We start from the raw sequence: 12,876 nt of genomic DNA, 5'->3' as shown, positions 1-12,876 counted from the left end.
AGGCCCCCGCAGTACTCAGGTGACCGCTCATGAATGATTTACAGATCGACGACATTAAAACCGACGAGAACGCCGCCATGGTGTTGTTGGTGGATGATCAGGCGATGATCGGCGAAGCGGTGCGCCGTGGGCTGTCGAATCAGGAAAACATCGACTTCCACTTCTGCTCCGACCCGCAGCAGGCCATCGCCCAGGCGGTGCGGATCAAGCCGACGGTGATCCTGCAGGACCTGGTGATGCCCGGCCTCGATGGCCTGAGCCTTGTGCGCGAATACCGCAATCATCCGGCGACCAAGGACATCCCGATCATTGTTCTCTCGACCAAGGAAGACCCGCTGATCAAGAGCGCGGCGTTCTCCGCTGGCGCCAACGACTATCTGGTGAAACTGCCGGACACCATCGAACTGGTCGCGCGCATCCGCTACCACTCGCGTTCCTACATGACATTGCTGCAACGCGACGCCGCGTACCGTGCGTTGCGGGTCAGCCAGCAGCAATTGCTCGACACCAACCTGGTGCTGCAACGGCTGATGAACTCCGATGGCCTGACCGGGCTGTCCAATCGTCGTCACTTTGACGAGTACCTGGAGCTGGAGTGGCGCCGTTCACTGCGCGATCAGACGCAGCTTTCACTGCTGATGATCGACGTCGATTACTTCAAGTCGTACAACGACAGTTTCGGACACGTTGAAGGCGATGAAGCACTGCGCAAAGTCGCCGCAGCCATCCGTGACGCCAGCTCGCGGCCATCGGACCTGCCGGCGCGTTATGGCGGCGAGGAGTTTGTGCTGGTGCTGCCGAACACCTCGCCGGGCGGCGCGCGGCTGTTGGCCGAGAAACTGCGCCAGACCGTGGCGGCGCTGAAAATTCCGCATAACACGCCGGCCGAGGGTTCCAGTCTGACCATCAGCATTGGTCTGGCGACCATGGTGCCCCAGGCGGGGAGTGATTGCCGGCTGCTGATCTCGGCGGCGGATCGCGGGTTGTATCTGGCCAAGAACAATGGGCGCAATCAGGTCGGGATTGAGTAACTTTCCTGAAAATGCAATCCACCTGTGGGAGCGAGCCTGCTCGCGAAAGCGGTTGTGCACTCGACATTGCCGGCGGCTGGCAGGTCGCCTTCGCGAGCAGGCTCGCTCCCACAGGAGATCGCGTCAGGTCAGTGTCAAGTGAATCACCCCCACACCCGCCAGACGGGCTGCCGCGACAGCCTGTTTACGTTATACTCGCCGGCTTTCAAAAGTTCGCCAACGAGTGCTGCCCGTCATGGAAATCAACCCGATCCTGAACACCATCAAGGACCTGTCCGAGCGCTCCGAAACTATTCGGGGGTATCTTTGACTACGATCAAAAGCATGAGCGTCTGACCGAGGTCAATCGCGAGCTTGAAGATCCGAGTGTCTGGAACAAACCTGAATACGCCCAGGAGCTGGGCCGCGAGCGTGCCGCGCTGGCGCAGATCGTCGACACCCTCGACGAACTGAACGGCGGTCTGGCCGATTGCCGCGACCTGCTGGACATGGCCGTCGAAGAGAACGACGAAGGCGCAGTGGGCGATGTCGTCGCCGAGCTGGCCCGTCTCGAGGAAAATCTGGCCAAGCTGGAATTCCGCCGCATGTTCAGCCATGAAATGGACCCGAACAACGCCTACCTGGACATCCAGGCCGGTTCCGGCGGTACCGAAGCGCAGGACTGGGCCAACATCCTGTTGCGCATGTACCTGCGCTGGGCCGACAAACGCGGTTTCGACGCGACCATCATGGAACTGTCCGCCGGTGAAGTCGCCGGGATCAAGGGCGCGACCGTGCACATCAAGGGCGAATACGCCTTTGGCTGGCTGCGTACCGAGATCGGCGTGCACCGTCTGGTGCGCAAGAGCCCGTTCGACTCCGGCAACCGTCGTCACACCTCGTTCTCCGCTGTTTTCGTCTCGCCAGAGATCGATGACAAGGTGGAAATCGAAATCAACCCGGCAGACCTGCGGATCGACACCTATCGTTCCTCTGGTGCCGGTGGTCAGCACGTAAACACCACCGACTCGGCCGTACGTATCACCCACGTACCGACCAACACCGTGGTCAGCTGCCAGAACGAGCGTTCCCAGCACGCCAACAAGGACACCGCGATGAAAATGCTGCGGGCCAAGTTGTACGAGCAGGAAATGCAGAAGCGCAACGCCGCTTCGCAGGCGCTGGAAGACACCAAGTCGGATATCGGCTGGGGTCACCAGATCCGCTCTTACGTGCTCGATGCCTCGCGGATCAAGGATCTGCGTACCAACATCGAACGCAGCGATTGCGACAAGGTGCTCGACGGCGATATCGACGAGTACCTGGAAGCCAGCCTGAAATCCGGCCTGTAACACCCTCTGTGGGAGCGGGCTCGCCCGCGATCCCCAGTCGAAGGCTGGGGGCAACGAACCTGATGGAATACTTAAAGACATGAGCGACCTACAACTCGACCCGCAAGCCCTGCAACAGGAAGAAAACTCCCTGATCGCCCTGCGCAAGGAAAAGCTTGCTGCCGAGCGCGCCAAGGGCAATGCCTTCCCGAACGACTTCCGCCGCGACAACTACTGCGATGCCTTGCAGAAACGGTACGCGGACAAGACCAAGGAAGAGCTGGCAGAGGTTGCAATCCCGGTCAAGGTTGCCGGTCGCATCATGCTCAACCGTGGCTCGTTCATGGTGATCCAGGACATGACCGGGCGCATTCAGGTCTACGTCAACCGCAAGACGCTGTCCGAAGAAACCCTGGCCGCGGTGAAAACCTGGGACATGGGCGACATCATTGCCGCCGAAGGTACCCTGGCGCGTTCCGGCAAAGGCGACCTGTACGTGGAAATGACCAACGTGCGCCTGCTGACCAAGTCGCTGCGCCCGCTGCCGGACAAGCACCACGGCCTGACCGACACCGAACAGCGCTATCGCCAGCGTTACGTCGACCTGATCGTCAACGAAGACGTGCGCCAGACCTTCCGCGTGCGTTCGCAAGTGATCGCGCACATCCGCAGCTTCCTGATGAAGCGCGACTTCCTCGAAGTCGAAACGCCGATGCTGCAGACCATTCCCGGCGGCGCCGCAGCCAAGCCGTTCGAAACCCACCACAATGCGCTGGACATGGAAATGTTCCTGCGTATCGCACCAGAGCTGTATCTGAAGCGTCTGGTGGTTGGCGGTTTTGAAAAGGTCTTCGAGATCAACCGCAACTTCCGTAACGAAGGCGTTTCGACTCGTCACAACCCTGAATTCACCATGTTGGAGTTCTATCAGGCATACGCCGATTACGAAGACAACATGAACCTGACCGAAGAACTGTTCCGCGAGCTGGCGCAGCTGGTGCTGGGCAGCACCGACGTGCCGTACGGCGACAAGGTGTTCCACTTCGGCGAGCCGTTCGTGCGTCTGTCGGTGTTCGACTCGATCCTCAAGTACAACCCTGAGCTGACTGCCGATGATCTGAACGACATCGACAAGGCTCGCGCCATCGCCAAGAAGGCCGGCGCCAAGGTCCTGGGCTTCGAAGGTCTGGGCAAATTGCAGGTGATGATTTTCGAAGAGCTGGTCGAGCACAAGCTCGAGCAGCCGCACTTCATCACTCAGTACCCGTTCGAAGTGTCGCCGCTGGCCCGTCGTAACGACGAGAACCCGAACGTCACCGACCGCTTCGAGCTGTTCATCGGTGGTCGTGAAATCGCCAACGCCTACTCCGAGTTGAATGACGCGGAAGACCAGGCCGAGCGCTTCATGGCGCAGGTGGCCGACAAGGACGCCGGCGACGACGAAGCCATGCACTACGACGCCGACTTCGTCCGTGCGCTGGAGTACGGCATGCCGCCAACCGCCGGTGAAGGTATCGGCATCGATCGTCTGGTGATGTTGCTGACCAACTCGCCGTCGATCCGCGATGTGATCCTGTTCCCGCACATGCGACCGCAAGCGTAAACGTTTCAGTTAAAAAGCCGCCTAAAACAGGCGGCTTTTTATTGCCTGTCTGGTACAAATGTATCAATTGGTTAATTTGGCATTAGTAGAGGAAGTGCTGTCGTGATGGGTGCATTAGCTCAAGAAGGTGCAGCGGGTATCGCCACTGCGGTCGCTGAAAGTGTTCAGTACCAGGGCCGCAAGGCCAGCCGACAGGGCAGTGAGCAGCGTCGCCAGGACATTCTCGACGCCGCGATGCGCATTGTCGTGCGCGACGGCGTACGTGCCGTGCGCCATCGTGCGGTCGCGGCGGAGGCCGGCGTGCCGCTGTCGGCGACCACGTATTACTTCAAGGACATCGATGACCTGCTCACCGATACCTTCGCCCAATACGTGGAGCGCAGCGCGGCGTACATGGCCAAGTTGTGGATCAATAACGAGGGTCTGTTGCGCGAAATGGTGGTCAGCGCCGACGGCAGCCCGGAGTCGCGCTCGCAATTGGCCGATGATATTGCGCGGCTGATGGCCGATTACGTGCACCGGCAATTGATCAACCGGCGCGAGCATCTGATGGCCGAACAGGCGTTCCGTCAGGAAGCGCTGCTCAATCCGCGTCTGGCCATTCTGGTGCGCTCGCATCAGCAGATTCTGTTGCAGGGCACCTGCCAGTTGTTCCAGGTACTGGGCTCGCGTGAACCGCAGCAGGATGCCAAGGTGTTGACGGCGATTATCGGCCGGATGGAATATCAGGGCCTGCTCAACGACGCCGAGCCATTGGCCGAAGAGGACATGCTCGGGATTCTGACGCGGTATATGCACCTTGTATTGGCATCGGTGTAACACAATGTCGTCCGTCTGACGCCGATCCCCCTGTAGGAGCTGCCGAAGGCTGCGATCTTTTGATCTGCTTTTAGAAGACCAAGGTCAAAAGATCGCAGCCTTCGGCAGCTCCTACAGGGAGCCCGCGCCCAGTCATTCAAAGCGTCACGTTTTCTACAGGAGTTTCGGGTGGACGATTACCAGCAGACGATACGCATGTTGTCCGATCGCATTGTGCTGGCGCAGACGCCGATCCGCGTGCTCGATGCGGTCAAGTGGGACGACAACGTGCGCAAGGGCTTCCTCAAGGCCAAGGGCAAGGAAATGCCGGCGGTGGATCGCGACTACTACCTCAACCGCCCGCTGTCGTTCGATTCGAGCCAGGTCAAACTGGAATTCCAGAACATCGAGCGTGACATCACCCGCCAGCTCGGCCAGTTCAACCCGGTCGGGCAGATCATGCGGCGCATGTGCAAGGAATACCGCATGGTGGTGCGCATGCTCGAAGCGCGCGGCACCGAGGATTTCGGTCTGATCTCGCAAGAGCTGTACGGCGCGGCGTCCGATGCCTTTCACGCCGGTGACCCGACCCTCGCCGATCTCGGCCTGATGATGTCCGACTACCTGAACAACATCGACGGACGCGGCGATCTGAAGGACGAGCCGAAGATCCTCACCGCCAAAGACGCGGTGCACCTGCTGCAAACCCGACTGAACAAGGTATTCGGTGAGGCCGAAGAGACGATTCGCGTGTTCGAGTCCGACGGCATCGTCGCCGACGCCGCGGCGGGCGCCGACTACATCAAGATTCGCACCGACGCGCTGTTCAACGACCGCGACGTCCGTGCATTGGAGGTCCATGAAGGTCTGGTGCACGTCGGCACCACGCTCAACGGGTTGAACCAGCCGATCTGCACGTTCCTGTCGAAAGGCCCGCCCTCGTCCACGGTGACCCAAGAAGGCCTGGCGATCCTGATGGAAATCATCACCTTCGCCTCTTACCCGAGTCGCCTGCGCAAACTGACCAACCGCACCCGTGCGATTCATATGGTCGAGGAGGGCGCGGACTTTTTGCAGATCTACGAATTTTTCCGCGAGCAGGGTTTCGAGATGGCCGAAAGCTACGGCAATGCCAGCCGGGTGTTCCGTGGCTCGACGCCCACCGGTCTGCCATTCACCAAAGACTTGTCCTATCTCAAGGGCTTCATCATGGTTTACAACTACATTCAGTTGGCCGTGCGCAAGGGCAAGCTTGAGCAGATTCCGTTGTTGTTCTGTGGCAAGACCACACTGGAAGACATGCGGACCTTGCGGCAACTGGTGGACGAAGGACTGGTGGTGCCGCCCAAATATCTACCTGATCAGTTCCGGGATCTGAATGCGTTGTCGGCGTGGATGTGTTTCTCCAACTTCCTCAACCATTTGAGCCTGGACCGGATTGAGGCGGATTACTCCAATATCCTCTAGACCCACCACCGAACCCCTTGTGGGAGCGAGCCTGCTCGCGAATGCGATTTCACCTTCAACATTGATGTCGGCTGATACACCGCTTTCGCGAGTAGGCTCGCTCCCACAGGTTTGATTTGTGTTCAGTTCTCTTCTTTGCGAGGTTTCACCGGATGAGAATCCTCGGCATCCTTTGCCTGCTCTTGACCCTCGGTGGTTGCAGTTCGCTGCTGTTCTACCCGGAACCGGGCCAGATCTTCACCCCGGACAAAGCCAAACTCGAATACCGCACCGTCACCCTGACCACCGCCGATGGCTTGAAGCTCAACGCCTGGTGGCTGCCGGCCAAACCTGGCGTCGAGGTCAAAGGCACGGTCCTGCATCTGCACGGCAACGGCGGCAATCTGCCGATGCATCTGGGCGGGAGCTGGTGGTTGCCGAAGAACGGCTATCAGGTGCTGCTGGTCGACTATCGCGGCTACGGTTTGTCAGAAGGCAAGCCGAGCCTGCCGGCGATCTATCAGGATATCGATGCGGCCTTCGCCTGGCTCGACAACGCGCCCGAGGTCAAAGGCAAACCGCTGGTGCTGCTCGGGCAAAGCCTCGGCGGCGCGATGTCGGTGCATTGGCTTGCGCAGCACCCGCAGCGGCAAAAACAACTCAAGGCCCTGGTGCTGGATGGGGTGCCGGCCAGTTATCGCAGCGTCGGCCAATTCGCCCTCAGCACTTCGTGGCTGACCTGGCCATTGCAAGTGCCGCTGTCGTGGCTGGTGCCGGATGGCGACAGCGCGATCAACTCGATGGCGCAGTTGACCGGCGTGCCCAAGCTGATCTTCCACAGCATCGACGATCCGCTGGTGCCGATGGCCAACGGCATTCGCCTGTATCAGGCAGCGCCGCCGCCGCGTGTGTTGCAACTGACCCGTGGCGGTCATGTGCAAACCTTCGGCGACCCGGTGTGGCGTCAGGTCATGCTGCGCTATCTCGACGACCCCGAACACTTCGACGGCCTGCGCCGCCTCGGCGAAATCCCCAACTATCCGCCGCCCCCGAATTCCGAAGATGAGACCCCGCAATGACTGAAGAACGTAATGCCATCCCGCTGATCATCACCGGTATCTGCAGCATCCTCGGCACCGTCGGGGCGCTGTGGTACTACGGCTACCTGCATTTTGCCAAGCCGGAGGATGCGTTGCTGCTCAGCGAATTCACCATGCTCAAGACCGTGCCGGGCGAGGACTACAAAGTCTCGCTGACACCCGCGCCGCAAGTGGCGCAGTGCATCGATGGCGTGCTGGTGTTGTTCGATACCGAACAGAAAGGCCTGACCGGGGTGCTGGTTAATGCGCAGAAGAAAGCCGTGCGGTGTATGGGTGAAGAGACCCCGCAGGAGCTGGAGGAGTAATTCTGCAGGTTCAGCCCTCACCCTAACCCTCTCCCAGAGGTAGAGGGGACTGACCGAGGTGTTTGTTTAAGCTACGTCGACCTGATCCATTGCGCCGAACACAAGTTTTGAAAGCGACACAGATCGGCTCCCTCTCCCTTGGGAGAGGGCTGGGGTGAGGGGCTACGATGTCTGCTCCCACAAAAAAGCCCCGCCTGATCAAGTCAGGCGGGGCTTTTGCGTTACCGGGTGAAGCTTAGTTCGAGCTCACCGAAGAACGCGGTGCTACTGGCTGGTTGTCGTTGGAAATGGTCACTTCCACACGACGGTTCATTGCACGGCCCGAGACGCTGCCGTTATCCGCTACCGGGTACTCCTTGCCATAACCCTGAGCGACGATGCGCGAAGGATCTACGCCCATCTTGATCAGGGCCATCTGCACGGAAGTTGCGCGGCGCTCGGACAGCGACTGGTTGTAGCTCGCGGTGCCGGTGCTGTCGGTGTAACCCTCGACGATCACTTTGCGGTCCGGGTTTTCCTGAAGGAATTGCGCCAGTTTGTTGATGTTCACCAGGCCGCTGGACTTCAGATCAGCCTTGTTGGTGGCGAACAGCACGTCACCGAAAGTCACCAGCGTACCGCGATCGGTCTGCTTGGCGTTGAGGCTGTCCTGCAGCTGTTTGATCTGCTGGTCACGGGCATCCAGACGGGCCTGGGCACGTTGGGCTGCGGCGTTTTTCAGGTTGTTTTCAGCGGTGCGCAGAGCGATGGTCTGCTTGGCCACTTCGACGCGCTGGTTGGTCAGGTAAGCCAGTTGGTCAACCTTGGCTGCGTCTTCCTTGTCCAGATAAGCCTTGTCGGCCTTGTCCAGGTAATCGCTGGCGTCTTTGGTTTCCAGTGCCGCGACTTTGCTCGCCTGTGGGTTGGCCTGCAGGCCGGCGTAGTTGGTGCGCGCCTGTTCCAGGTTCGGGTTAGGCGGGGTGGAGCAGGCAGCCAGTGCAACGCTTGCGGCCAGAAGAGCGGGAATCATCAGTTGCTTACGCATAATTTGTCGTCCTTTCTATCGGTAAGAGTTTCAGCTTTGCGGTCGGGATGCGCGCTTACTGCACAGTGCGCTGGCTTTCCTGACGCAGTTCCTGAACACCTTTCTGGGAATCCTTCACAGCCTGTTCGGCCTTGGCGGCCTGAGCCTTGCGTTCAGCGACGCGAGCGTCCCATTCAGCCTGTTCGGACAGGCGACGGGCCTCGTCATACTTCTTGTCGTGCATGGCGATTTCAGCTTGTTTCAGTTTGTCCTGAGCCTGCTTCATTTCCACCGCAGCGAACTCGGTACCGCCAGCGCTGACGGCGCTGTTCACAGCCGATTGGGTCACGGCGTACTGCTCGGTCGGTGGATTACCGGCGCAACCGGCCAGTACGAAGCTGGTGCCGATGGCCAGAGCGGCCAGTTTCAGACCGCGCAGGTGGGAAAACGAGGTTTGGGTTTTCATGGTCTTCAACTCCATTAGGCATCTCCTGAAAATACAACTGAATCCATCCTGGCAGAGGAGGCGAAAGCATCGCTTGTAGACGCGAATTGAAACGCTCGTTCCAGGCGTGGTTACCTGTTCCGACCGGCGGCATTTTTGAAAAGTTCAGAAAAGATGGCCTATCGCCAAAAATTAAATTGACCGTTTGGACAAGGCTCTGGGACGGGAACTTTGGGGCTTTGGAGCGGTACGCGCGGGTGTAGATTTGTCCGTTGATAAACCAATTTTCGAACTGGAATACAGCCTATGTGGGAGCGAGCCTGCTCGCGAATGCGATGTGTCAGCCAGCGCAAATGCTGGATGAAAATCCGCATTCGCGAGCAGGCTCGCTCCCACATTTGTGATGTGTGTCGGATCAGTGCTTCTGCTTGTTCTCAGCCGAGGACAAATCATGCAAATGCCGGCGCGACAACGCCAGAAAACGCGGCGTCGGGCCGACATCCTCGTACAACGGATCACCTTCCTCGTCCGTCGCCACCACCGTCGAACCCTTCACATACGGCAGGCTCGCTTCGAACTCCTCAAGCGCGGCGCCGATCAGTTCGCCGAGCAGTTCCTCGGGATGACGTTTGGGATACATCTCGGCAATTGCCGCCAGGCGCGCGGCGGCCTCGACGTCCAGATGAATCGTGTAGCCGGTGTCGGTCAGGCGACCTTTGGCGTTTTCTTCCCAATGCTGGGCGAGTTCACGAATTTTCATGATGACCTCATTTAGCGCCTGCTGGTGGCAGGCCTGGGTGAGTGTCCGGCAGCGCCGGCGGCGGGCCGTCGTACGGCTTACTGTTGAGACTAGCTTTCGCCGGCAAGGTTTAAAGTCAATTCGTCGCCTGCTTGTAAGAAGCGGCGCAGAGCGGCACTCTCTGGCAAAGCATTCGTTTCTGCGCTGTCCCCGATTACCGCTGGAGAACTGCTGATGACCGATATTGATGCACGCTTGCGCGAAGATGTTCACCTGCTCGGAGAGCTGTTGGGCAACACCATTCGAGACCAGTACGGCGAGGCGTTCCTCGACAAGATCGAGCAGATTCGCAAGGGCGCCAAGGCCGACCGGCGCGGCTCGATGGACGCTGAACTGAGCGCCAGCCTCAATCAATTGAGTGAAGACGAATTGCTTCCGGTCGCGCGGGCCTTCAACCAGTTTCTCAACCTGGCCAACATCGCCGAGCAATATCAATTGATCCATCGCCGCGAGGAGTCGCAACCGGCGCCGTTCGAATCGCGGGTATTGCCGGAACTGCTCGCGCGCCTGCGCAGTGAAGGGCACAGCGCCGAATCTCTGGCCCGGCAACTGGCGCGCCTGGAAATCGAACTGGTGCTGACCGCGCACCCGACCGAAGTGGCGCGACGCACGTTGATCCAGAAGTACGACGCGATCGCCGCGCAACTGGCCGCGCAGGACCATCGCGACCTGACCAGCGCCGAGCGCGAGCAGATCCAGAGCAAACTGCAACGGCTGATCGCCGAAGCCTGGCACACCGAAGAAATCCGCCGCACCCGCCCGACCCCGGTCGATGAAGCCAAATGGGGCTTTGCGGTGATCGAGCATTCGTTGTGGCAGGCAATCCCCAACCATATGCGCAAGGCCGATCAGGCGCTGTTCGCCGCCACGGGTCTGCGCTTGCCGCTGGAAGCCGCGCCGATCCGCTTCGCCTCATGGATGGGCGGCGACCGTGACGGCAACCCCAATGTCACCGCCGCCGTCACTCGCGAAGTCTTGCTGCTGGCGCGCTGGATGGCCGCTGACTTGTATCTGCGCGATGTCGATCACCTTGCTGCCGAACTGTCGATGCAGCAGGCCAGCGACGCGCTGAAGGCCAAGGCTGGCGACAGTGCCGAACCGTATCGCGCGGTGCTCAAGCAACTGCGCGAACGCCTGCGCGCCACACGCAACTGGGCGCATGCCGCGTTGACCGCGCCGACCCCGGCCACCGCCGATGTGCTGCACGACAATCGCGACCTGCTCGAGCCGTTGCAGTTGTGTTTCAACTCCCTGCACGAGTGCGGCATGGGCGTCATCGCCGACGGGCCGTTGCTCGATTGCCTGCGTAGGGCGGTGACGTTCGGCCTGTTTCTGGTGCGCCTCGATGTGCGTCAGGATTCGACCCGGCACAGCTCGGCGATGACGGAAATCACCGATTACCTCGGCCTCGGCCGCTACGAAGATTGGGATGAAGAACAGCGCATCAACTTCCTCACCGAGGAGCTGAGCAACCGTCGACCGTTGCTGCCCGCGCATTTCAAACCGTCGGCGGACACCGCCGAAGTGCTTAACACCTGCAAGGAAATCGCTGCCGCGCCTGCTGCTTCGCTGGGCTCCTACGTGATTTCCATGGCCGGCGCCGCTTCCGATGTGCTCGCGGTGCAACTGCTGCTCAAGGAATCCGGTGTACTGCGGCCGATGCGCGTGGTGCCGCTGTTCGAAACCCTCGCCGACCTCGACAACGCCGGGCCGGTGATGGAACGTCTGCTGCTGTTGCCTGGCTATCGCGCGCGTTTGCACGGCCCGCAGGAAGTGATGATCGGCTATTCCGACTCGGCCAAGGATGCCGGCACCACCGCTGCGGCGTGGGCCCAATATCGGGCGCAGGAACGACTGGTGGAAATCTGCCGTGAGCAGCAAGTCGAACTGCTGCTGTTCCACGGTCGTGGCGGCACCGTTGGCCGTGGCGGCGGTCCGGCGCACGCGGCGATTCTGTCGCAGCCGCCGGGTTCGGTGGCTGGGCGTTTCCGTACGACCGAACAGGGCGAAATGATTCGTTTCAAATTCGGCCTGCCGGATATCGCCGAGCAAAACCTCAATCTGTATCTGGCCGCCGTGCTCGAAGCGACCTTGCTGCCACCGCCGCCGCCGACTCCGGAATGGCGCCATCTGATGGACGAATTGGCGGCGGACGGTGTCAGCGCTTACCGCCAGGTGGTGCGGGAAAATTCGCAATTCGTTGAGTACTTCCGTCAGTCGACCCCGGAGCAGGAACTCGGACGTTTGCCGCTCGGCAGTCGCCCGGCCAAACGCCGTGCGGGCGGTATCGAAAGCCTGCGGGCGATCCCGTGGATTTTCGGCTGGACCCAAACCCGATTGATGCTGCCGGCCTGGCTGGGTTGGGAGACTGCGCTGAGCAAAGCGCTGGAGCGCGGCGAAGGTGAGCTGCTGGGGCAGATGCGCGAACAGTGGCCGTTCTTCCGCACTCGTATCGACATGCTGGAAATGGTCTTGGCCAAGGCCGACGCGGATATCGCGCAGTCCTATGACGAACGTTTGGTCGAAGCCGATCTGCTGCCGTTGGGCGCGCAGTTACGCGACCTATTGTCGCAGGCATGCTCGGTGGTACTGGGCCTGACCGGGCAGTCGCAGCTGCTGGCGCACAGCCCCGACACCCTCGAATTCATCCGCTTGCGCAACACCTACCTCGACCCGCTGCATCTATTGCAGGCCGAGCTGTTGGCGCGTTCGCGGCAGCAGGATGTCGAGCAGGGCAGCCCGGTGGAACAGGCGCTGCTGGTGTCTGTAGCAGGGATTGCCGCCGGATTGCGCAATACCGGCTAAGGTTGCTGAGCACCTCTGGCGGCATTCGCGACAAGGGCCGGATGCCGCTTCTCCTGGCGTAGGAAAGTGCCGCCAGGCGACAGTTAATGTTTGGGTTGCGACTTGGGTTACCGCGTCGCGAGGTCACGGCGGGCGTCGGTTTCTCCGACTTTTGGCGTCTTGTGTGGGCGCAGCCTGCTGTGTATCTTGATCAGCCTTTGGCCGTTTGTGCGGCCACGACCCGTATTTTCA

At 60.4% G+C, this 12,876-nt stretch carries 11 protein-coding genes; 8 read left to right on the top strand and 3 right to left on the bottom strand.

The features are described from left to right. Positions 1–29 precede the first annotated feature (29 nt). From KVG85_RS15130 to KVG85_RS15100, 7 genes are all read left to right on the top strand, one after another. On the top strand, positions 30–1,031 hold the full coding sequence (locus KVG85_RS15130; RefSeq protein ID WP_024011741.1) for a response regulator: 1,002 nt from the start codon (positions 30–32) through the stop codon (positions 1,029–1,031). Between the two features lie 235 nt (positions 1,032–1,266). Further along, positions 1,267–2,362, top strand: a protein-coding gene (gene prfB, locus KVG85_RS15125; RefSeq protein ID WP_099758102.1) for a peptide chain release factor 2 whose coding sequence is annotated in 2 segments (ribosomal slippage) — positions 1,267–1,338 and positions 1,340–2,362 — 1,095 coding nt in all. Because the reading frame shifts where the segments join, the coding sequence is not laid out codon by codon here. A 79-nt stretch (positions 2,363–2,441) separates the two neighbouring features. Next, positions 2,442–3,944 carry a lysine--tRNA ligase gene (lysS, locus tag KVG85_RS15120; RefSeq protein ID WP_217864258.1) on the top strand — a complete coding sequence of 501 codons (1,503 nt, stop codon included), beginning with the start codon at positions 2,442–2,444 and terminating at the stop codon, positions 3,942–3,944. A 105-nt stretch (positions 3,945–4,049) separates the two neighbouring features. After that, a complete protein-coding gene (locus KVG85_RS15115; protein WP_016771505.1) occupies positions 4,050–4,763 on the top strand; it encodes a TetR/AcrR family transcriptional regulator in 714 nt (237 codons plus the stop codon). A 195-nt stretch (positions 4,764–4,958) separates the two neighbouring features. Further along, positions 4,959–6,209 (top strand): flavohemoglobin expression-modulating QEGLA motif protein, encoded by a 1,251-nt coding sequence (locus tag KVG85_RS15110; protein ID WP_166554750.1) that lies wholly within the window; start codon positions 4,959–4,961, stop codon positions 6,207–6,209. Between the two features lie 152 nt (positions 6,210–6,361). Continuing rightward, positions 6,362–7,267, top strand: a complete 906-nt coding sequence (locus KVG85_RS15105) for an alpha/beta hydrolase (RefSeq protein ID WP_122505655.1) — start codon at positions 6,362–6,364, stop codon at positions 7,265–7,267. Next, entirely contained in the window at positions 7,264–7,593 is a 330-nt protein-coding gene (locus KVG85_RS15100; RefSeq protein ID WP_217864257.1) for a PA3694 family proteiin, read from the top strand. The genes KVG85_RS15105 and KVG85_RS15100 overlap by 4 nt, the downstream gene beginning before the upstream one ends. A gap of 235 nt (positions 7,594–7,828) precedes the next feature. Here KVG85_RS15100 and lptF read toward each other — a convergent pair whose 3' ends face one another. The 3 genes from lptF to KVG85_RS15085 form a co-directional block, all read right to left on the bottom strand. Continuing rightward, positions 7,829–8,617, bottom strand: a complete 789-nt coding sequence (lptF, locus tag KVG85_RS15095; RefSeq protein WP_024011746.1) for a lipotoxin F family OmpA-related lipoprotein LptF — start codon at positions 8,615–8,617, stop codon at positions 7,829–7,831. 55 nt (positions 8,618–8,672) lie between these two features. Then, positions 8,673–9,077, bottom strand: a complete 405-nt coding sequence (locus KVG85_RS15090; protein ID WP_024011747.1) for a DUF4398 domain-containing protein — start codon at positions 9,075–9,077, stop codon at positions 8,673–8,675. Between the two features lie 379 nt (positions 9,078–9,456). Beyond that, positions 9,457–9,801, bottom strand: coding sequence for a hypothetical protein (locus tag KVG85_RS15085; RefSeq protein WP_016771500.1), 345 nt, complete (start codon positions 9,799–9,801; stop codon positions 9,457–9,459). Between the two features lie 213 nt (positions 9,802–10,014). On the opposite strand from KVG85_RS15085, the gene ppc reads away from it, so the two are divergent. Then, positions 10,015–12,645 carry a phosphoenolpyruvate carboxylase gene (gene ppc, locus KVG85_RS15080; RefSeq protein WP_217864256.1) on the top strand — a complete coding sequence of 877 codons (2,631 nt, stop codon included), beginning with the start codon at positions 10,015–10,017 and terminating at the stop codon, positions 12,643–12,645. Positions 12,646–12,876 lie beyond the last annotated feature (231 nt).

It is taken from the genome of Pseudomonas triticicola, from assembly GCF_019145375.1.
Taxonomy (GTDB): domain Bacteria; phylum Pseudomonadota; class Gammaproteobacteria; order Pseudomonadales; family Pseudomonadaceae; genus Aquipseudomonas; species Aquipseudomonas triticicola.
This window is presented reverse-complemented; position numbering and strand designations above follow the sequence as displayed.

Coding starts and splice junctions, on each gene's coding strand:
- KVG85_RS15130 (WP_024011741.1), top strand. CDS start 30: ATGAATGATTTACAGATCGACGACATTAAAACCGACGAGAACGCCGCC.
- lysS (WP_217864258.1), top strand. CDS start 2,442: ATGAGCGACCTACAACTCGACCCGCAAGCCCTGCAACAGGAAGAAAAC.
- KVG85_RS15115 (WP_016771505.1), top strand. CDS start 4,050: ATGGGTGCATTAGCTCAAGAAGGTGCAGCGGGTATCGCCACTGCGGTC.
- KVG85_RS15110 (WP_166554750.1), top strand. CDS start 4,959: ATGTTGTCCGATCGCATTGTGCTGGCGCAGACGCCGATCCGCGTGCTC.
- KVG85_RS15105 (WP_122505655.1), top strand. CDS start 6,362: ATGAGAATCCTCGGCATCCTTTGCCTGCTCTTGACCCTCGGTGGTTGC.
- KVG85_RS15100 (WP_217864257.1), top strand. CDS start 7,264: ATGACTGAAGAACGTAATGCCATCCCGCTGATCATCACCGGTATCTGC.
- lptF (WP_024011746.1), bottom strand. CDS start 8,617: ATGCGTAAGCAACTGATGATTCCCGCTCTTCTGGCCGCAAGCGTTGCA.
- KVG85_RS15090 (WP_024011747.1), bottom strand. CDS start 9,077: ATGGAGTTGAAGACCATGAAAACCCAAACCTCGTTTTCCCACCTGCGC.
- KVG85_RS15085 (WP_016771500.1), bottom strand. CDS start 9,801: ATGAAAATTCGTGAACTCGCCCAGCATTGGGAAGAAAACGCCAAAGGT.
- ppc (WP_217864256.1), top strand. CDS start 10,015: ATGACCGATATTGATGCACGCTTGCGCGAAGATGTTCACCTGCTCGGA.